Here is a 19,507-nt window from a genome sequence, read left to right as displayed (position 1 = left end):
CTCTCGAGGCTGCGCGAGCCTTGCGGCATCTTTTTTTTGGGACAGGCACCGCCCGCCGCGAAGTCGATTAACCAGGAAGATTTACGTTTGATGCCTGCTTCGACGCAACCGCTGCTTAAGCATTCATCGGGCTATGGGCAACTCGGTGGCAGGGCGGGCCTCGAAGTCAGAGCGCGACGAATGCCGCCCAGAGCAACGCGATGGCACCGACGATCGAGCCCCACGCACCGACCATGTTTCCAGCATGGACGAGCTTGCCCAGGCCAGCGCCATCGGAAGACAGCCCGCGCTGGCCCGTGATCGCGGCCAGGGGCGTGGAAACGCAGAAACCGTAGCCTGAAACGATCAGCGCAACGGCAATGACCCAGATGACTGGAGCGGAGACCGCGAGCAAGGTCAGCACGGCCGCCGTCGCGAGCATCAGCGTCGCGCCGATGGGCAGGCTCAAGTGCGCCACGCGCCAGGAGTTGACGATGTGGGCCGGCGCATTGCGCTTGATGGCCTTGGCATAGGGCGCGCCGAGCAGGAGCCCGAAAAGCAGGATCACTGCTGCGTGGAAAACGAGATGGCGTGCTGCCGTGTGCATGGAAAGTAGGAGCCTGGAGGTGGCGCACATCCTAACCGGGGGCTTGCTGTTCGGGGCGCGATCACGCCGACGGGGTACCTTGCTCCGCGAATGTCCCCCGGGCTTCGCCCTCCTCCTTAATTTCGCTGCGCAAGGCACCCCATCAGCGTGATCGTTGCAAAGAACGGTCGTTGATCAGCGATACACCACGAGCGTGCCCTGGTGCACAGGGCATCGGGTGCTCCCCGCAGCGAAATAAAGGAGGAGGCGAAGCCGGGGGACATTCGCGGAGGGGAGTACCCGGTGGCCTGTGCACGCGCCCCGAACACAAGACCCCGACGCAACATGCGCCTCAGCTTCCGCGCGTCAGCATCCGCCCTGCCCGCGCGAGCACCTTCGCTTCAGCGCCGCCACCTCGATACGCCAGCATCCCATTCACGAACACCCGCTCCACCCCCAGGCTCACGCCGTGCGGCTTGTCGTAGGTGGCGGTGTCGGCAATGGTCTCGGGGTCGAACACCACCACATCGGCCATCGCACCCACACGCAGCAAGCCGCGGTCTGCAATGCGCAGGTTGCGCGCGGTCATGCCGGTCATCTTGTGCACGGCCTGCTCGAGCGTGAACAGGCGGCGCTCGCGCCAGTAGCGCGCGAACACGCGCGGGAACGCGCCCCACAGGCGCGGATGCGGATGGCGGTCGTGCGGCAGGCCGTCGCTGCCGATCATGGTGAGCGGGTGCGCAATGACGCGCTCCACGTCTTCTTCCTGCATCTGGAAATAGCAGGCGCCGCCGGGCTTCAGACGCAGGCACGCCTCCTGCTCGGTGGTGCCCCACTCGCGCGCGATGTCGGAGATCAGGCGGCCGGTCATCTCGGGGTGCGGGTCGGACCAGGTCAGCAGCACGTCGATGACGCCGTCGACCAGGTCTTCGCGCAGCACGGTGGAACCGGCCACGTAGGGGTACACGTCCATCGAGATCTTCTGCCGCTGCGCGAGCGCTTCGATCAACGGCAGCGTTTCCTTCGTGCGGCCCCAGTTGGCGGGGCCCGCGCACTTGTGGTGCGAAATGACCAGCGGCACGCCGGCGCTGAACGCCGTGCCGCCCGCTTCGTGCAGCGCCTCGATGATCTGCTGCATCTCGCTGCGCAAGTGCGTTGCATAGACGCCGCCGTGCCTTGCCACGACGCGCGCGAGCGCGGTCACTTCTTCGGCCGGCGCAGCAAATGCTTCTTCGTAGAACAGCCCCGACGACAAGCCGTGTGCGCCCTCGGCCATGCAGCCCTCGAGCAGAGCCGCCATGCGCGCGAGCTCGTCGCCGCTCGCGGGCCGGTCGAGCGCTTCCATCGCAGCGAAGCGCAAGGTGGTGTGCCCCACCAGCGCCGCCACGTTGAGCGCGGGCTGCACGGCATCGACGGCCGTGCGGTACTCGGCCATGGTCGCATGCTTGAACGATTCCGCGCCCAGCAGCGTGAGCGGCGGCTTCGACTGCGGCGTGCGGTACGGCGCGAGCGAGATGCCGCAGTTGCCCGTCACCACGGTGGTGATGCCCTGCGACACCTTCGGCAGGCACAGCGGGTCGCGCAGCACGATGGCATCGTCGTGCGTGTGCGCATCGATGAAGCCGGGCGCGATCACCTTCGTTCGGCAGTCGACGATCTCGATGTCTTCGAGCGCGAGGCCCTCGGGCAGCCGCCCGCGCTGGCCCTCGCCGAGCGCGACGATGCGGTCGTCCCGCAGCAGCACGTCGCCCGGCCACGAAGGCCCGCCCGAGCCGTCGACCACGAGTCCGGCCTCGAGCAGGATGGCTTTCGGTCGATCGCTCACGATGCGCGGCCTCCGGTGTTGATGCCGCCGCCGTCCCAGCTTTGCAGCGGATGCGTGGTGGCGTCGATGCCGTGGCGCTGGAAGGCCTCGCGTGCGCGCTGCAGGCGCTGCACCGCAGGCTCGCCGCGGCGCTGCGCCACCAGCACCGTGAGGATCTCGATGGCCGTGAGGTGCGTCAGGTAGGCATCGATGCCCACGTGCATCACGGCGTCGTCGGGCACCGAGAGGCCCAGCAGGAAATCGGCCTTGGCCGCCAGGGCCGTGCCGGGCCGCGTGAGCGCGACCACCTTGGCACCCTGCCCGCGCGCGATGTCCACCGCGTCGAGCAGCGAAGGCATGCCGCCCACGTGCGAGATGGCGATGACCACGCCGCCCGGACGCTGCGCCGCACCCGCCACCTGCTGCAGGTGGTAGTCGGCCCAGGCATTGGCCGAGAGGCCGAGCCTGAAGAGCCGCGCCTGCAGGTCGTTGGCCATGAACCACGAGGTGGCGCCCGCGCCGTACAGGTCGACGTGCGGCGCGGCCGCGATGGCGGCCACTGCGCCTTCGAGCACCTGCATGTCGAGCTGTCCGCGCACGCCGGATACCGAGGCCGCCGCGCTGCGCGCGATCTTGCCGACGACTTCGTCGGCCGCATCCTCGATGTTCACGCGCCGGTGCAGCGGCGATCCGCCGAGCGCCAGCTCCTGCGCGAGCGCGAGCTTGAATTCGCGCAGGCCCGCAAAGCCGAGGTCGCGGCAGGTGCGCATGATGGTGGGCACCGAGCTGCGCGAGCGCTCGGCCAACTGCTCGAAACTCTCTTCGAGCGCGCGGTCGGGGTCTTCGAGGATCAGGTCGAGAATCGCGCGCCGCGTGGCGGGCGCGCTGCCGCGGGCCTGTGCGATCTTCTGAAGCAGGGAAGGGGTCATCGCGGCGGGTTCAGAAATGCATGGCGACGGCGTCGCTCACGCGGTAGTTTTCTTCGATCACCGGCATCCAGTGCCATTTGTCGAAGGTGGTGCAGGGGTGCGAGATGCCGAGGCCGACGCGGTCGCCGACGGCAGGCGCCTGCGCCTCTTCGGCGGCATCCCAGCGCAGGTAGGCGTGCTGGTCGTTGAGCGCGGTGATCTTCCAGCCGGCGGGCACGGCCTGCGCTTCGAGCATGCCGCGTGCGGCGCGTGCGATGGGCACCGGCATCGACAGGTCGAAGGAGATGTCGCGCTTGCCCACGGCAAGGATCGCCAGGCCCGGCTCGGGCCGCGACTGCACCGTGGCCCACACTTCCATCGCGGGGCGCAGGCTCTCGCCGCAATCGCAGCCCAGGCGCTCGTCCACCACGCTCACCATGCGCTTGTAGAAGCCGTGGTCGTGCGTCACATAGCAGCCCGAGCGCAGCAGCCCGCGCACCGGCGAACCCAGCGCGGGCTTCAGGCGCCCGGCCACGAGGTCGAAGATGGCCGAGCCGCCGGCCGAGACCAGCACCTCGTCGGTCTCGAACAATTGCTGCGCGTCGCAGTGGCGCGCGATCGCTTCCACGCGGTCCATCAGCGTGCTGGCGTAGGCCGTGTCGGCTTCGCTGGAACCGGTGGCGCCCTGCCCTTCGTAGGTTTCGATGCCCACGAGCTTGACCGCATCGCTGGCACGCAGCCGCGTGGCGAGCGCCACGGCTTCCTCATGCGTGCGGCAGCCGGTGCGTGCACCCTCGACGCCGATCTCCAGCATGACCTCGAATGGCACGCTCTCGGGATGGCGCCTCGACCAGTCCTCGATCAATGCGAGCTGCGCCAGCGAATCGACCAGGAACACCACGCGCAGGTCGGCGTGCGCCTGCAGCAGCAGCTGGATGCCGGCCAGGTCTTCGTCGCTCACCACCTGGTTGGCGATGAGCGTGCGGCGCGCGCCGGCCGCCACGCCCACGCCAAGCTGCGTGACGGTGGCGAAGGTCAGGCCCCAGGCGCCGGCGTCGAGCTGGCGCTGGAAGAGCTGCGGCGACATGGTGGTCTTGCCGTGCGGCGCCAGGTCGATGCCCCATGCGCGCACGCGCGACTGCATCCAGGCCAGGTTGTGCTCGAGCGCCTCGCGCTTGAGCACGGCCAGCGGCAGCGGCAGGTCGCCCGCGAGCACGTTCCATCCCGCGGCGCCCACTTCGCTGCGGCGGCGCGGCGGCTGGGTACGCGGGTAGCCCTTGAAGCTGCTGCCCAGCAGCGGGTCGTTGAAATCCTGGTCGGCGGTGGTGGTAGCGGTCATGGTGTTCATGCGGCGATGTTGGAGAGCAGCTCTTTTCGGATGCAGGCGCTGTAGTGTCCGGCGGAAATCTCGTCGAGCGGCGGCACGGTCTGCGCGCAGGCCTCGATGGCGTGCGGGCAGCGGGTGCGGAACACGCAGCCCGAGGGCGGCGAGATCGGGCTCGGGATGTCGCCCTTGAGCGCGATGCGCTCGGTGGCAAGCGTCGGATCGGGCTTCGGGCTCGCGGCCAGCAGCGCCTGGGTGTAGGGGTGCGAAGGCCGCGCGAACAGCTCGTCGGTGGTCGCCACTTCCATCACCTTGCCAAGGTACAGCACCACCACGCGGTCGCACAGGTACTCGACCACGTCGAGGTCGTGCGAGATGAAGAGCATGGTGAGACCGAGCCGCTCGCGCAGGTCGGCCAGGAGGTTGATGACCTGCGACTGGATCGACACGTCGAGCGCCGACAGCGGCTCGTCGGCCACGATGAACTCGGGCTCGACCGCGAGCGCGCGCGCCACGCCGATGCGCTGGCGCTGCCCGCCCGAGAACTCGTGCGGAAAGCGGCTTGCATGCTCGGCGCGCAGGCCCACGGTTTCGAGCAGCTCGGCAATGCGCTTGTCGCGCGCGGCCGCGCCCTTGTGCAGGCCGTGCGTGGAGAGCGCCTCGCCGAGGATGGCGCTGATGCGCATCTTCGGATTCAGGCTCGCATACGGGTCTTGAAAGATGATCTGCAGCTTGCTGCGCAGCCGGCGCATGCGTTCGCCCGACAGCGCGCCGATGTCGTCGCCGCGGTAGAGCACCTGGCCCTCGGTGCGTTCGACCAGGCGCAGCACGGTGCGGCCGATGGTGCTCTTGCCCGAGCCCGATTCGCCGACCAGGCCCAGCGTTTCGCCGGGCTGGATCGCGAAAGACACGTCGTCGACTGCGCGCACCGGGCGGTCGCTGGCGCCGAAGTACTTCTTGAGTCCGCGGACTTCGATGAGGGGAGCGGCGGTGGTCATGGGGATGTCGTGTTGGCTCCTTCTCCCGCTTGCGGGAGAAGGCGGGGGATGAGGGTGTTTGCGAGAGCGCTCGGGGGCACCCTCACCCCAGCCCTCTCCCGCGAGCGGGAGAGGGAGCAAGGCGGGGACAACGGCGCGCGGGTCATGCAACCCTCGCAAGTTGAGCATCCGGCTGCACGCGAATGCAGCGCGCCTGCCGGTCCTGCCGGATATCGATCAGCGGCGGAATCGCTTCCTTGCAGCCCGCCAGTGCATGGTCGCAGCGCGGCTCGAAGGCGCAGCCCGGCGGCGGTGCGAGCGGGCTCGACACCTGGCCGCGGATCGCGAACAGCCGCTTGGGCTTGGGCTGCCCCGGCAGCCGCGCCTTGCCCGGCAGGCAGGCCAAAAGGCCCTGTGTGTACGGATGTTCGGGCTGCGCGAACAGCGGCCGCACGGGCGCGCTTTCGACCACGCGGCCCGCATAGAGCACCACCACGTCGTCCGCATGGTGCGCGACCACGCCGAGGTTGTGGGTGATGAAGAGAATGCTCATGCCGGTCTCGGCCTGCAGCCGGCGCATCAGCTCGAGGATCTGCGCCTGGATGGTGACGTCGAGCGCGGTGGTGGGCTCGTCGGCGATCAGCAGCATCGGGTCGCAGGCCATGGCCAACGCGATCATCACGCGCTGGCGCATGCCGCCCGAGAGCTGGTGCGGGTATTCGTGGATGCGCTGCGCGGCCGCGGGAATCTCGACCAGCTCCAGCATGCGCAGCGCATGGGCCATGGCTGCCTTGCGGTCCAGGCCCTTGTGCAGCCGCACGCTCTCGGCAATCTGCTCGCCGATGGTGAAGACCGGGTTCAGGCTGGTCATCGGCTCCTGGAAGATCATCGACAGCTGGTTGCCGCGCAGGCTGCGCATCTCGCGTTCGCCGATCTGCAGCAGGTCGAGCGTCTTGCCCTCGCGGGTCACGAAAGAAGCCGAGCCGCTGACCTGCGCGTTCGCGGTCTTGGGCAGGAGGCGCATCAGCGTGAGGCTGGTGACCGACTTGCCCGAACCCGATTCGCCGACCAGCGCCGTGGTCTTGCCGGGCTGGATCGAGAAGCTCACATCGGCCACCGAACGGATCAGGCCGTCCTCGGTGGGAAAGCTGGTGCTCAGGTTGTTGACCATGAGACGCGGTGTGTTCGTGGCGTTCGTCATCACAGGGTCTTCTTGAGCTTGGGGTCGAGCAGGTCGCGCACGCCGTCGCCCAGCAGCTGCAGCGAGAGCGCGGTGAAGATGATCGCCAGCCCCGGGAACAGCACCACCCAGAAGGCCTGGTGCGCGTACTGCTGGCTGCCCGCGACCATGGTGCCCCAGGTCGGAATCTCGGGCGGCACGCCCACGCCGAGGAACGAGAGGCCCGCCTCGGCCAGAATGGCGTAGGCGAAGATGAACGACACCTGCACGAGGATCGGCGACATCAGGTTCGGCAAGATGTGCCGCCACAGGATGCGCGAGGTACGCACGCCCAGCGCGCGCACCGCCTCGACGAACAGCAGCTCGCGCACCACCAGCGTCGAGGCCCGCACCACGCGCGCCACGCGCGGCGTGTAGACCAGCACCAGCGCGAGCACGGTGTTGATCAGCGACGGGCCGAGGATGGCCACCAGCGCAATGGCCAGCAGGATGTCGGGGAAGGACATCATCGCGTCGACCACGCGCATCAGCGGCGCGTCCAGGCGGCGGAAGAAGCCGGCCATCAGGCCCAGCACCGTGCCCGCGACCACCGCGCCCAGCGCGGTGAGCGCCGCAATGGCCAGCGAATAGCGCGCGCCATGCACGATGCGCGAATACATGTCGCGGCCGAGCTCGTCGGTGCCCAGCAGGTGCTCGGCGCTCGGCCCCTTCAGGCGCTGCAGCACGGCGGTGTCGTTGGGGTCGATGGAGGCGAACAGCGGCGCGCCGATGGCAAGCACCGCAATGACCAGCAGCACCAGCGCGGAGACCATCACGATGCGGCGGTGCATCAGCTGGCGGAGCATTCGGGGCATTTGCATTCCTGTTCCCTCAGACTTTCACGCGCGGATCGACCACGGCATACAGCAGGTCGATGGAAAAATTGATCAGCACGTAGATCGCCGCAATCACCAGCAGCGCACCCTGGATCACCGGATAGTCGCGCCGCAGCACCGCGCTCACCACCAGGTTGCCGACGCCCGGCAGGCCGAACACGGTCTCGGTGATGACGGCGCCGCCGATCATCAGCGCGACCGTGAGGCCGATCACCGTGACGATGGGCACCAGCGCATTGCGCAGCGCATGCTTGAGCACGACGGTGCTTTCGCTCAGGCCCTTGGAGCGCGCGGTGCGCACATAGTCTTCGCCGAGCACGTCGAGCATCGAGGCGCGCGTGAAGCGGATGATGAGCGCCGAGTTCAAGAGGCCCAGCACCGTGGCCGGCAGCACCAGCGCATGCAGGCGTTCGGGGAACGGCGCATCGGGCGCGCCGTAGCCCGACACCGGGAACCACCCGAACGACACGGCAAAGATCTGAATGAGCACGATGCCGAGCCAGAAGCTCGGAATGCTGGCGCCCAGCATCGCAATGCCGGTGAAGAGCTGGTCGACCACGCGACCGCGGAACACCGCCGAGACGATGCCGCAGGGCACGCCGATCAGCGCTGCGATGGCCACGGCCATCAGCGCGAGCAGCGTGGTCGGTTCGGCCCGCTCCCACAGCGCCTGCGTGACCGGCCGCTGCAGGAAGATCGAGGTGCCGAGGTTGCCCTGCAGCACTTCGCGCAGCCAGTAGCCGAACTGCACGGGCAGCGGCTTGTCGAGACCGTACTCCTTCTGCACGCGCGCGATGTCGGCCGCGGTGGCCTGGTCGCCCAGCAGCACCGAAACCGGATCGCCCGAGGCCGCGCGCGTGAGCACGAAGACGAGCACCGCCACGATGGCGAGCACGACGAGCATGCCGGCGGCGCGGGAAGCGAGATAGCGAAACATGTGTGGTTGGCTCCGTCGCGCCCGGGCGGTTACTTGATCCTTGCGTTCCAGAAGAACGGCCAGGTCGCGGGCTGGTAGTTGTCCAGCGCCGGGCTCTTGGCCGAGAGGCCGTTGAACTTGCCGACGTTGATGTACGGCACTTCTTCGTAGACCACCTGCTGCACCTTGCCCCACAGCGCGCCGCGCTTGGCCGGGTCGCTCTCGACGTTGAAGGCCTGCAGTGCCGACTTCTTGGCGGGCGAATCCCACCAGCCGGGCGCGCCGTCGCCCAGCTGCGGCGGCGAGAGCATCGGCTCGGGGAACTGGCCCGAGTGGGTCACGTAGATGTCCCACAGCTTCGGGTCGTTGCGGCGCTGCACCAGCGTGGCCCAGTCGACCACGTTCAGGTCGACCTTGAAGCCGGCGCGCTTGAGCTGCTCGGCCATCAGCAGCGACATGTTGTAGTGGAAGTCGTACTGGCGGCTGGTGAGCACGCGGATCGGCTCGCCCTTGTAGCCGGCCTTGGCCGCGGCCTCCTTGGCCTTGGCGGCGTTGCGCTCGTTGTAGAGCGTGGTGCCCGCGGTCGAATAGAACGGCGAGCCCTTGGGAAAGTGGTTGCCTTCGGCCACGAAGAAGCGCGTGTCGCCGAAGCCGGCCGCGAGCATCTCGCCTTCGCCGAGCGCCGACTGGATCGCCTGGCGCAGCGCCTGGTTGGAAGCCACGCCTTCCTTGGTGTTGAGCACCAGGTACGGAAAGCCGAACGACGGCGTCATGATCGGCACGGTCTTGCCGCCCGACTTCTCCAGCCGCGGCAGCGCTTCGACCGGCAGCAGGTCGGCAAAGTCGTACTGGCCGGCCAGTGCGCCTTCGACGCGCGTGCTGGCATTGGGCACCGGCACGAAGCGCAGCTCCTCGATGGCCGCCTCGCGCTTGCCGCCGTAGCCGCTCGCGGGCTCCTTGCGCGCCGTGTACTTGTCGAAGCGCGTGAGCAGCACGAACTGGTCGGGGCGGCGTTCCTTGAACTTGTAGGGGCCGGTGCCGACGAACTCCTTGAGCGGCGAAGCAATGGAATCCTTCGCCATGATCGCGGCCATGCCGCTGGGCAGCGCGAGCTGCGAGAGCAGCGGCGCATACGGCGCCTTCAGCACGATCTCCACACCCAGCGGGCCCTTGGCCTTGAGGCTTTCGATCTCCTTGCCCACGGCCTTGCCACGCGGCGACTGGTCCATCCAGCGCTGCAGGCTCGCCACCACGTCGTCGGCATTGAGTTCGCGGCCGTTGTGCAGCATCACGCCCTTGCGCAGCGTGATCGCGTAGGTCTTGCCGTCGGCCGAGATCCTGGGGCTGCTCTCGGCCAGCATGGGCACCACGTTCCACTTGGCGTCGAAGGTGTAGAGCGTCTCGTACACGTGCTGCATGATGGTTCCGACCAGGTCGGCGGTGGACGCCATCGGGTCGAGCGTTTGCGGCTCGGCCACCATGGCCAGCGTGGCAAAGTTGCGCGGCCCCTGGGCATGGGCGGGCTGGGAAGGCAGCGCGGCGCACAGCATGGCGAGCAGGGAGGCACCCAGCAGGCTGCGCTTCGACAGCTTCGGCAGGCATTGGACAAGACCGGCGTGAGACATGGGGAACTCCTTCGTGGGGCAGGCAAATTGTGAAAGAAATTTTCTTTTCGGCCCGCACTTTGAAGCACTATCCATGCCAAATCATCCGTGTTAACCCTTGTTTGTGGGTTTTTCTGAAACAAATTTTCAGATTGGATCGATACTTGCGATCTGCTTTTCTTTCAATCCTTTCAGGAGTTCTCCCATGCCGCTCGAATACCTCGGCGCCCCGCCCGTCGCCTCGGACCGCCAGGCCCGCCCCTTCTCCCCGGCCGTGCGCGCCGGTGATTTCATCTATGTGTCGGGCCAGGTGCCGGCCAATGCCGAGGGCGAGATCGTGGTGGGCGGCATCGAGGCGCAGACGCGCCAGGTGATGGAAAACCTGAAGAAGGTGCTGGCGCTGGCCGGCGCCACGCTCGACGACGTCTGCAAGAGCACCGTCTGGCTGCAGGACGCGCGCGACTTTGGTGCCTTCAACCGCATCTACATGAGCTACTTCGGTGACAACAAGCCGGCGCGCTCGACCACCGAGGCGCGGCTGATGGTCGACGCCAAGGTCGAGATCGACGTGGTGGCCTACAAGCCCAAGGCCTGATCAGGCGTGCAGCTCGGTCTTGCGCTGGATGATGCGCGAGACCAGTCCGTACTCGACCGCCTCCGCGGCAGAGAGCCAGCGGTCGCGCTCGATGTCGGCGAGCACCACGTCGATCGGCTTGCCGGTTTCCCGCGCGATCTCGTGCGCGATGCGGTGCCGGGCCTTGATGATTTCCTGCGCCTGGATCGCGATGTCGGTCGCCTGCCCGCCCGCGCCGCCGCTGGGCTGGTGGATCAGGAAGCGCGTGTTCGGCAGGCACACGCGCCGCTCGCGCGGCACCGCCAGGTACAGGTGCGTGGCGGCGCTGCCCACCCATCCGGTGCCGATCATGTTCACCGGCGCGGAGATGAAGCGAACGATGTCGTGAATCGCATCGCCCGACTCCAGGTGGCCGCCGGGCGAGCTCACCAGGATGTCGATGGGCTTGTCGCCGCTGTCGGCGTCGAGCGCGATGAGCCTGCGCGTCACGTCGGCGGCGACCGAATCGGTGATGCTGCCGAAGATCAGCAGCGTGCGCGACTTGAAGGCTTTTTCTTCGAGGTACGAATTGCGCGGCTCGGCGGTGGCCGCGGGTGGGGTGTCGTCGTCGGTTTCCATGATCAAGAAGCACTCCTGTGATTGAACGGCATCTTGCCGAACAGACAGACAGTTTCGCCGACATTGCATGCACGCGTGGCAAGCGGCATCGACTCAGCCCGCCAGCCGCCCCGCCACCAGCTGCAACACGCGGTCGCAGCGCTTTGCGAGTTCCTGGTCGTGCGTGACCATCACGAAGGCCGTGCGGTGCCTGTGCGCGAGCTCGATCATCAGCGCGAACACCGTGTCCGCCGTGCTGCGGTCGAGGTTGCCCGTGGGCTCGTCGGCCAGCACGCAGGCCGGCTGCGTGACCAGCGCGCGCGCAATGGCCACGCGCTGGCGCTCGCCACCCGAGAGCTCGGATGGCCGGTGGTGCAGGCGCTCGCCCAGGCCGACGCTTTCGAGGATCTTCGTGGCCGCCGCCGCCGCCGGTGCGGAGTCCATGCGCCGGATCTTCAGCGGCATCGCCACGTTGTCGAGCGCGCTGAACTCGGGCAGCAGGTGGTGGAACTGGTAGACGAAGCCCAGGTGCAGGTTGCGCAGCCGCCCCTGCTCGGCCGCGTCGGCATGCGCGATGTCCTTGCCGAGCAGCTCGACCTTGCCGGCGGTGGGCGCATCGAGCCCGCCCATCAGGTGCAGCAGCGTGCTCTTGCCCGAGCCCGAGGCGCCGACGATGGCCAGCGTTTCCCCGGCGCGCACGTCCAGGTCGACGCCGTGCAGCACCGTGAGGTCGATGCGGCCTTCATGAAAGCGCTTGGTGAGGCCGCGCGCCTTGAGAACCACGTCACTCATAGCGCAATGCCTCGGCAGGGTTGACGCGGCTCGCGCGCCAGCTGGGATACAGCGTTGCAAGAAAAGCCAGGACCAGCGAAATGATCGCGATCGGCATGATGTCGCTGCGCTGCGGATCGCTCGGCATCTTGCTGATCAGGTAGATGTCCTTGGGCAGGAAGCTCGCATGGAACAGCTGCTCGAGCGCCGGCACGATCACGTCGATGTTGTAGGCAATGCCCAGTCCGAGCAGCAGCCCGGCCACCGTGCCGATCACGCCGACCATCGCCCCCTGCACCACGAAGATGCCCATGATGCTGCGCGGCGAACTGCCCAGCGTGCGCAGAATGGCGATGTCGGCGCGCTTGTCGGTCACGGTCATGACCAGCGTGGACACCAGGTTGAAGGCGGCCACCGCCACGATGAGGGTGAGGATGATGAACATCATGCGCTTCTCGACCTGCACGGCCGCGAACCACGTCTTGTTCTGGCGCGTCCAGTCGCGGATGAGGAACTGGCCCGGCAGCGTGACGGCCATCTGGTCGGCCACTTCGCGCGCCTCGTTCAGGTCCTTGAGCTTGATGCGGATGCCGGTCGGGCCTTCGAGGCGGAACACGCGCTGCGCGTCTTCCGCATGGATCATGGCCAGCGCCGAGTCGTATTCGTAGTGGCCCGAATCGAAGGTGCCCACCACAGTGAACTGCTTGAGCCGCGGCACCACGCCGGCCGGCGTGACCTGCCCGCCCGGCGCCACCAGCGTGACCTGGTCGCCCGGCTGCACGAACAGCGAGCGCGCCAGCTCGCCGCCGAGCACGATGCCGAACTCGCCCGGCACCAGCTTGTCGAGCGTGCCCTTCTGCGCCGTGGTGGCGATGTCGGTCACCTCGGGTTCGAGCTTGGGCACGATGCCGCGCACCAGCGTGCCCTTCATGTCCTCGCCGCGCGCAATGAGCGCCTGTGTGGCAATGAAGGGCGCCGCGCCGACCACCTCGGGGTTCTTGCGGGCGGCGGCCATGATGGCGTCGATGTCGGGCAGGGCCTGGCCGTCGCGCGACAAAATTTCGATGTGCGACACCACGCCGAGCATGCGGTCCCGCACCTCCTTCTGGAAGCCGTTCATCACACTGAGCACGATGATCAGCGCCGCCACCCCCAGTGCAATGCCGAGCATCGACACGCCGGAGATGAACGAGATGAAGCCGTTGCGCCGCGTCGCCCGGCCTGCACGCGTGTAGCGCCAGCCGAGCTTCAGTTCATAAGGAAGTCGCATATTTATCAGTTATTCCCAACGCGCTTCGGGCGGCGTTTCATGCCGGGATTGTGGCATCCCGGACAATAGGGTGAATGGCCGAACCTCTCCCACGTCACTTGTTGATCCCCTTTGCCGGCCGCGGTTCCCCGGCGTGCCGCGCTGCACTGCCCGCGCTCCGGCTGCCCAATCTCGAAGCGCTGCTCTCGCGGCTCTCGCTCGCAGAGGCCGACACGCAGGACGAAAGCACGCGCTCGCCGCCCCATGAACGGGCGCTGGCCCGGGCGCTGGGCATTTCCGCAGCCGACGGCTGCATTCCCTGGGCCGCGCTGGAAGCCCGGCAGGCCGGCATTGCCGAACCCGGCGACCGCGAAGGCTGGGGCCTGGTCTCGCTGTGCAACTGGCAGGTGGGCATCGACGACGTGGTGCTCGGCGACCCGGCTGCGATCGAGATCGACGCCGCCGAATCGGCCGCGCTGCTGGCCGCCGCCCATCCCTTCTTCGAGGAAGACGGCATCGCGCTGCACCCTTCCCCCACGCCCGGCCGCTGGCTTGCGCGCGCGCGCATCTTCGAGGGCCTGGCCACGGCCTCCATCGACCGCGCGGTGGGCCATCCGATCTCGCAGTGGTCGCCGCTGGCCGAAGCCGCGCGGCCGCTGCGCCGCCTCCAGAACGAAATGCAGATGCTGCTCTACACCCAGCGCGTGAACGACGACCGCGCCGCTCGCGGCGTGCCGCCGATCAATTCCTTCTGGCTCAGCGGCACCGGCGCCCTGGAGCCTGGCGTTCCCCCGGCCGGCACCGCCGCGCCGACCGTGAGCGACGCGCTGCGCGTGGCCGCACTGCGCGACGACGGCGCGGGCTGGGCCGAAGCCTGGCAGGCACTGGACGCAGGCCCCATCGCCGGCCTGCTGGCCGACTGCACCGCCGGTGCCGACGTCACGCTCACGCTGTGCGGCGACCGCGCGGCGCAACGCTACGCCGTGCAGCAGCGCGGGCTGATGGGCTGGGCCCGAAGCCTGTTCGACCGGCCGCGCGCCGCCAGCGTGCTGGAGGCCCAGTGAAGATCATTGCCCGGGAAATTCCGCCCCGCACGGTCTGGGCGCTCGAGCAGGCCGGCGTGCATCCGCTGCTGGCTCGCCTGTTCGCCGCGCGCGGCGTGCTGGCCAAGGACGAGCTCGACGACGGCCTGGCGCGCCTGCTGCTGCCCGACACCCTGCACGGCACGCGCGAGGCCGCGGTGCTGCTGGCCGACGCGATGGCGCAGGACAAGCGCCTGTGCATCGTGGCCGACTACGACTGCGACGGCGCCACCGCCTGCGCCGTCGCGGTGCGCGGCCTGCGCCTGCTCGGCGCAAAGAACGTGAGCTACCTGGTGCCCGACCGCGTGGTCGACGGCTACGGCCTCACGCCGCCGATTGCCGAGCGCGTGGCCGACAGCGGCGCCGACATGCTGATCACCGTCGACAACGGCATCGCCAGCGTCGAGGGCGTGGCCGCCGCCAAGGCGCGCGGCCTGCAGGTGCTGGTGACCGACCACCACCTGCCCGGCCCCGAGCTGCCCGCCGCCGACGTGCTGGTGAACCCCAACCAGCCCGGCTGCGGCTTCGAGAGCAAGAGCATTGCCGGTGTCGGCGTGATGTTCTACGTGCTGCTGGCGCTGCGCTCCGAGCTGCGCGCGCGCGGCGTCTTCACCGCGGCCGCGCAGCCCAAGCTCGACGTGCTGCTCCCGCTGGTCGCGCTCGGCACCGTGGCCGACGTGGTGAAGCTCGACGCCAACAACCGCCGCCTGGTGGCGCAGGGCCTGCGGCGCATCCGCGCCGGCGCGCTGCCCGCGGGCATCGCGGCGCTGTTCAAGGCCGCGGGGCGCAACGCCGCAGTGGCCACCACCTTCGACTTCGGCTTTGCGCTCGGCCCGCGCATCAACGCGGCCGGCCGGCTCGCCGACATGACGCTGGGCATCGAATGCCTGCTGACCGACGATGCGGGCCGCGCCGACGAGCTCGCGCGCATGCTCGACGGCATCAACCGCGAGCGGCGCGACATCGAGGGCGGCATGCGCGACCAGGCGCTGCTGCTGGCCGAATCGCTGTTCGGCCCCACCGCCGACGGCAGCGAGGCGCCGCCCGCCGCCATCAGCGTGTTCGATGCCGACTTCCACGAAGGCGTGGTCGGCATCGTGGCCTCGCGCATCAAGGACCGCTTCCACCGCCCGACCTTCGTGTTTGCCGCCAGCGGCGCGCCCGGCAAGGAGCACGAGCTCAAGGGCTCGGGCCGGTCGATTCCGGGCTTCCACCTGCGCGATGCGCTCGACCTGGTGGCCAAGCGGCATCCGGGCGTGCTGCTGCGCTTCGGCGGCCATGCCATGGCCGCCGGCTGCACCGTGGCGCGCGAGAAGTTCGAGGTGTTCGAGCGCGCGCTGGCCGAGGTCGCGCACGAATGGCTGGCCGCCTCCGCGCTCACGCGCCAGATCGAGACGGATGGCCCGATCGCGCGCGAGTACATGCGCATCGACCTGGTCGACACGCTGCACCGCGAAGTGTGGGGCCAGGGCTTTGCACCGCCCACCTTCAGCGAGGAAGTCGAAGTGGTGTCGCAGCGCCTCGTGGGCGAAAAGCACCTGGCGCTCAAGCTGCGGCACCAGGGGCAGCCGGTCGACGGCATCTGGTTCGGCCACACCGAGCCGCTGCCCGCACGCGTGAAGCTCGCGTTCAGGCTCGATGCCGACGAGTGGCAGGGCGTGCGCCGCGTGCGCTTCCTGGTCGAAGGCGCTGAAATTTAGCTCGCCCCCAGGCTTCGCGCACTTCGTGTCGCTACTCCCTCCCCCCTACCGGGGGCAACACCAGCGGCCCGGCAAAGCCGGTTCCGCGGTGTTTCTGGAAGGGGGTCGAGACTTTTCGGGGTCAGCCTCCGTGGGCGTGCATTCGGGACGGATTCCTACGCGGGCCGCGCGACGGCGTTCTACGGTTGTGTTTCACATGCAGGAGCCCATGCACATGAAATCGACCACCGCATCACCCGCAAAATCCACCAAGTCCCGCGGAGCGGCCCACACGGCCACACGGCAGCGGGCCGTCCAGCGCACGCAGGACGCGAAGGACAGCGCCAAGCCCGCCGCCAAGAAGTCCAGCCAGCCGGCGCAGGCGGGGCCGCGCTCGCAGCCGGTCAATCCGATGCCCGCACAGCACTTGAGCAAGCCCGGGCTCGAAGCCGAGATGGCGCTGCGCCCGCGCTTCGAAGCGCCGGACTACAAGGGCAGCGGCAAGCTCGAAGGCATGGCAGCCCTGGTGACCGGCGGGGATTCCGGCATCGGGCGCGCCGTGGCGCTCCTCTATGCCCGTGAAGGCGCCGACGTCGCCATCGCCTACCTCGAGGAAGACGAGGACGCCGAGGAAACCCGGCGCCACGTGGAGGCCGAGGGCGCACGCTGCATCCTCATCAAGGGCGACGTCTGCGATCCGGCGTTCTGCCGCGACGCGGTCGACCAGACGCTCGAGGCCTTCGGCAAGCTCGACATCCTGGTGAACAACGCGGCCTTCCAGCTGCACGCGGCGTCCATCGAGGACATCACCGACGAGCGCTTCGAACTCACGCTCAGGACCAATGTCTTCGGCTATTTCCAGATGGCGCGCGCCGCGGTTCCGCACCTGGGCCAGGGCGCCTCGATCATCAATACCGGCTCGGTCACGGGCCTGGAGGGCAGCGCGCACCTGCTCGACTATTCGACCACCAAGGGCGCGATCCACGCGTTCACCAAGTCGCTGGCCAGCAACCTGCTGCCCAAGGGCATCCGGGTGAATGCAGTGGCGCCCGGGCCGGTGTGGACGCCTTTGAATCCCGCCGACAGCCCGCCCGGGAAGATCAAGGACTTCGGCAAGAAAACCGACCTGCAAAGGCCGGCCCAGCCGGAAGAGCTCTCGCCTGCCTACGTGTTCCTGGCCGCGCCGAGCTGCGCCAGCTACATCACCGGCATCGTGCTGCCGGTCACGGGCAGCGTGGGCGCCGTCTGAATGCGGCCAGCAGCTTCTGCAGCGGCCTGGAGCGCGGCACGTCCTCCATGAGCGGCGGGATGGAGACGGCCAGCAGCAGCGCCGCCAGCGGCACCACGCAGACGAAACCGATGTAGCTGAAGCCGAGCGCGCCGACGATGCCGCCCAGCACGAACATGCCGATCAGCCCGCCCGCCATCTGCATCCGGCGGCGGTTGTGGCGCACCATCGCATGGGCCGGCGTTGCATGCCGGTTCCAATAGAGCAGCTTGCCCAGTTCCATGCCCACGTCGGTGATGTTGCCCGTCATGTGGGTGGTGCGGACGCTGCCGCCGGAGGTCTTGGAGCCGACCGCGTTCTGCAGCCCCATGATGAACGACAGCAGCAGCACCGTGAGCGGAACGGCAAACGGCGTCGGCCAGGTCAGCGTGATGGCGCCCATCAATCCGAACGGGAACATGAGCGCGGCTTCCAGCAGCAGCGGCACCGCATAGACGCTGCGCAGCCGGTGCTGGCGGCCCCAGTTCACGAGAATGGCGCAGACCGCCGCACCCGCCAGGAAGGCGAGGATGGCGCCCAGCGCATTGAGCAGCAGCCTGGTGTTGCCCAGCACCAGCCCGTCCGCGAACTGCGACGCGAAGCCCGTCATGTGCGAGGTGTACATGTGAAGCACCAGGAACCCGCCCGCATTCACGGCGCCGGCATTGAAGGCCAGCAGCAGGCCGAGCGCCCGGTTGGTGGAGGGCGCGCGGTGGCGGTGGGTAAGGAAGCGTAGTCTGCGCATCGCGTGCAACTTGCGCCTGCACTCTAGCACCCGGCCGAACGAACGGCCGAGGCCCATCGACAGCGTTTTGTCCTGCCGGCCGCCGCCCCAAGGGAATGTGCTGATTACACTTTCCCGCCTGCCTGCGTTGTGCAGGCCTGTACACACGTCAAGGGTTTCAATGAAAGTCTCAACTCTCCTGGCCGCGGCCGCGCTGGTCGCGTCCGCACTGCCCGCCGCGGCGCAGGTTTCGGTTCACATCAACGTGCCCGGCCTGATCCAGGTGGCGCCTCCCGCGCCGCGCTATGAACCCATGCCGAGGTCGAGAGCCGGCCAGGTGTGGGTGCCCGGGCACTGGCAATGGAACGAACGCGCCTACGTCTGGCGCTCGGGCTACTGGCAGGCGGCACGGCCCGACTACGCGTATGCGCCGGGCCGCTGGGTGCAGGCGGACGGCGGGTGGCGGTGGATGGAAGGCAACTGGCGCCGCGCAGAGCCGCATCGCCATGCCGATCGCGACGAGCATTCTGGTGGCGGCGGCGGACACCACTGCCCGCCGGGACAGGCCAAGAAGGGGCGCTGCTGATCTTCAGCAGCGAGGAGAAAGAAGCGGGCAGATCGCCGCTTCTTTCTTGCCCGGTCAGCGCGAGTGCTTTCCGGTATGTTCGATGTGGTGCCGCTTGTCGGAATCGAACTGACGACCTTCCGCTTACAAGGCGGGTGCTCTACCAACTGAGCTAAAGCGGCACGGATTCTCTTGCGGGATTTTAACGGTGCGGTGTGCGTTGGCTGCCTGCTGGCTACTTCACGCGCTTGAGCGACGGGCGGCTGCCGCCGCCTGCCGGCGGGCGCGGCGGCTCGTCGGAGGGGTCGGTGGGCGAGCCGGCGTCGTCGCCGACATCGACCATTTCGTCCGCGTCTTCACCGGTCACCAGGTGGACGATCTTGCCGGCATCGCCTTCGGTGCCGCGCGACGCGTCGCGCAGCGGCATGCGCGCAGGCCCCTGGGGCGAAGAAGGCGCGCCGGCCGCCGGGGATGGCCCGCCGCCCTCGGCACCGCTGCCGGCAGGTACCGGCGCGGGAAACGCCATGCCCTGCCCGTTCTCGCGCGCGTAGATCGCGATCACGCGGCCCACCGGCACGACGATTTCGCGCGCACTGCCTGCGAAGCGGGCCTTGAACTCGATGAAATCGTTGCCGAGCTTGAGCGAGCTGGTCGCATCGAAGCTGATGTTCAGCACGATCTCGCCGTTCTTCACATACTCGCGCGGCACCTGGACGGTGTCGTCGACCTGCACCGCGACATAGGGCGTGAACCCGTTGTCGGTGCACCATTCGTACAGCGCCCGGATGAGGTACGGGCGGGTGGAGGACGACTCGAGCGCGTTGATCATGAAAGACGGCGAAAAAC

General features: G+C 68.5%; 19 protein-coding genes and 1 tRNA gene. 5 read left to right on the top strand and 15 right to left on the bottom strand.

Features of this window, described 5'->3' with window-relative positions:
• Positions 1 to 166: 166 nt before the first annotated feature.
• From RZE77_RS05900 to RZE77_RS05860, 9 genes are all read right to left on the bottom strand, one after another.
• Positions 167 to 586 carry a styrene oxide isomerase gene (locus RZE77_RS05900; RefSeq protein ID WP_319441080.1) on the bottom strand — a complete coding sequence of 140 codons (420 nt, stop codon included), beginning with the start codon at positions 584 to 586 and terminating at the stop codon, positions 167 to 169.
• Between the two features lie 331 nt (positions 587 to 917).
• Positions 918 to 2,390 (bottom strand): N-acyl-D-amino-acid deacylase family protein, encoded by a 1,473-nt coding sequence (locus tag RZE77_RS05895; RefSeq protein WP_319441079.1) that lies wholly within the window; start codon positions 2,388 to 2,390, stop codon positions 918 to 920.
• Positions 2,387 to 3,298 carry a MurR/RpiR family transcriptional regulator gene (locus tag RZE77_RS05890; protein WP_319441078.1) on the bottom strand — a complete coding sequence of 304 codons (912 nt, stop codon included), beginning with the start codon at positions 3,296 to 3,298 and terminating at the stop codon, positions 2,387 to 2,389. The genes RZE77_RS05895 and RZE77_RS05890 overlap by 4 nt, the downstream gene beginning before the upstream one ends.
• Positions 3,299 to 3,308: 10 nt before the next feature.
• On the bottom strand, positions 3,309 to 4,625 hold the full coding sequence (locus tag RZE77_RS05885) for an amino acid deaminase (protein WP_319441077.1): 1,317 nt from the start codon (positions 4,623 to 4,625) through the stop codon (positions 3,309 to 3,311).
• Complete coding sequence (locus RZE77_RS05880) at positions 4,622 to 5,599, bottom strand: ABC transporter ATP-binding protein (protein WP_012746367.1); 978 nt, start codon at positions 5,597 to 5,599, stop codon at positions 4,622 to 4,624. The genes RZE77_RS05885 and RZE77_RS05880 overlap by 4 nt, the downstream gene beginning before the upstream one ends.
• 142 nt (positions 5,600 to 5,741) lie before the next feature.
• Positions 5,742 to 6,779, bottom strand: coding sequence for an ABC transporter ATP-binding protein (locus RZE77_RS05875; protein WP_319441076.1), 1,038 nt, complete (start codon positions 6,777 to 6,779; stop codon positions 5,742 to 5,744).
• Positions 6,779 to 7,618, bottom strand: coding sequence for an ABC transporter permease (locus RZE77_RS05870; RefSeq protein ID WP_319441075.1), 840 nt, complete (start codon positions 7,616 to 7,618; stop codon positions 6,779 to 6,781). The genes RZE77_RS05875 and RZE77_RS05870 overlap by 1 nt, the downstream gene beginning before the upstream one ends.
• A 10-nt stretch (positions 7,619 to 7,628) precedes the next feature.
• Positions 7,629 to 8,570, bottom strand: coding sequence for an ABC transporter permease (locus RZE77_RS05865; RefSeq protein ID WP_319441074.1), 942 nt, complete (start codon positions 8,568 to 8,570; stop codon positions 7,629 to 7,631).
• A gap of 29 nt (positions 8,571 to 8,599) precedes the next feature.
• Positions 8,600 to 10,174: an ABC transporter substrate-binding protein gene (locus RZE77_RS05860; RefSeq protein WP_319441073.1), complete on the bottom strand. Its 1,575-nt coding sequence runs from the start codon at positions 10,172 to 10,174 to the stop codon at positions 8,600 to 8,602.
• A 184-nt stretch (positions 10,175 to 10,358) separates the two neighbouring features.
• On the opposite strand from RZE77_RS05860, the gene RZE77_RS05855 reads away from it, so the two are divergent.
• The gene (locus tag RZE77_RS05855; protein ID WP_125964567.1) at positions 10,359 to 10,748 is read left to right on the top strand and encodes a RidA family protein; all 390 of its coding nucleotides are present in this window, start codon (positions 10,359 to 10,361) and stop codon (positions 10,746 to 10,748) included.
• Here the strand turns inward: RZE77_RS05855 and RZE77_RS05850 are convergent, their stop codons facing one another.
• The 3 genes from RZE77_RS05850 to RZE77_RS05840 all read right to left on the bottom strand — a co-directional run bounded on the left by RZE77_RS05850 (position 10,749) and on the right by RZE77_RS05840 (position 13,365).
• Positions 10,749 to 11,345, bottom strand: coding sequence for an ATP-dependent Clp protease proteolytic subunit (locus tag RZE77_RS05850; RefSeq protein WP_012746361.1), 597 nt, complete (start codon positions 11,343 to 11,345; stop codon positions 10,749 to 10,751).
• 93 nt (positions 11,346 to 11,438) lie between these two features.
• Positions 11,439 to 12,116 carry a lipoprotein-releasing ABC transporter ATP-binding protein LolD gene (gene lolD / locus RZE77_RS05845; RefSeq protein ID WP_319430232.1) on the bottom strand — a complete coding sequence of 226 codons (678 nt, stop codon included), beginning with the start codon at positions 12,114 to 12,116 and terminating at the stop codon, positions 11,439 to 11,441.
• Positions 12,109 to 13,365 (bottom strand): lipoprotein-releasing ABC transporter permease subunit, encoded by a 1,257-nt coding sequence (locus RZE77_RS05840; RefSeq protein ID WP_319430230.1) that lies wholly within the window; start codon positions 13,363 to 13,365, stop codon positions 12,109 to 12,111. The genes lolD and RZE77_RS05840 overlap by 8 nt, the downstream gene beginning before the upstream one ends.
• A 74-nt stretch (positions 13,366 to 13,439) precedes the next feature.
• Between RZE77_RS05840 and RZE77_RS05835 the strand changes: the two genes are divergently transcribed.
• The 3 genes from RZE77_RS05835 (at position 13,440) to RZE77_RS05825 (ending at position 17,354) form a co-directional block, all read left to right on the top strand.
• A complete protein-coding gene (locus tag RZE77_RS05835) occupies positions 13,440 to 14,408 on the top strand; it encodes a hypothetical protein (protein WP_319441072.1) in 969 nt (322 codons plus the stop codon).
• On the top strand, positions 14,405 to 16,126 hold the full coding sequence (recJ, locus tag RZE77_RS05830) for a single-stranded-DNA-specific exonuclease RecJ (RefSeq protein ID WP_319441071.1): 1,722 nt from the start codon (positions 14,405 to 14,407) through the stop codon (positions 16,124 to 16,126). The genes RZE77_RS05835 and recJ overlap by 4 nt, the downstream gene beginning before the upstream one ends.
• A 214-nt stretch (positions 16,127 to 16,340) precedes the next feature.
• Positions 16,341 to 17,354 carry an SDR family oxidoreductase gene (locus RZE77_RS05825; RefSeq protein ID WP_319441070.1) on the top strand — a complete coding sequence of 338 codons (1,014 nt, stop codon included), beginning with the start codon at positions 16,341 to 16,343 and terminating at the stop codon, positions 17,352 to 17,354.
• Here RZE77_RS05825 and RZE77_RS05820 read toward each other — a convergent pair.
• Entirely contained in the window at positions 17,329 to 18,117 is a 789-nt protein-coding gene (locus tag RZE77_RS05820; RefSeq protein WP_319441069.1) for a YoaK family protein, read from the bottom strand. The two genes, RZE77_RS05825 and RZE77_RS05820, sit on opposite strands and share 26 nt — an antisense overlap.
• A 160-nt stretch (positions 18,118 to 18,277) precedes the next feature.
• Between RZE77_RS05820 and RZE77_RS05815 the strand changes: the two genes are divergently transcribed.
• Positions 18,278 to 18,682, top strand: coding sequence for a hypothetical protein (locus RZE77_RS05815; RefSeq protein WP_319441068.1), 405 nt, complete (start codon positions 18,278 to 18,280; stop codon positions 18,680 to 18,682).
• An 85-nt stretch (positions 18,683 to 18,767) separates the two neighbouring features.
• On the opposite strand, the gene RZE77_RS05810 is transcribed toward RZE77_RS05815, so the two are convergent.
• Positions 18,768 to 18,843: transfer RNA gene (locus tag RZE77_RS05810), tRNA-Thr, on the bottom strand.
• Positions 18,844 to 18,896: 53 nt separating this feature from the next.
• On the bottom strand, positions 18,897 to 19,490 hold the full coding sequence (locus RZE77_RS05805; protein ID WP_319441067.1) for a ClpXP protease specificity-enhancing factor: 594 nt from the start codon (positions 19,488 to 19,490) through the stop codon (positions 18,897 to 18,899).
• Between the last annotated feature and the right edge of the window lie 17 nt (positions 19,491 to 19,507).

It is taken from the genome of Variovorax sp. SPNA7 (genome assembly GCF_033807855.1).
GTDB lineage: Bacteria > Pseudomonadota > Gammaproteobacteria > Burkholderiales > Burkholderiaceae_C > Variovorax > Variovorax beijingensis.
The sequence above is the reverse complement of the archived record's forward strand: the minus strand, read 5'-3'. Positions and strand labels throughout refer to the sequence as shown.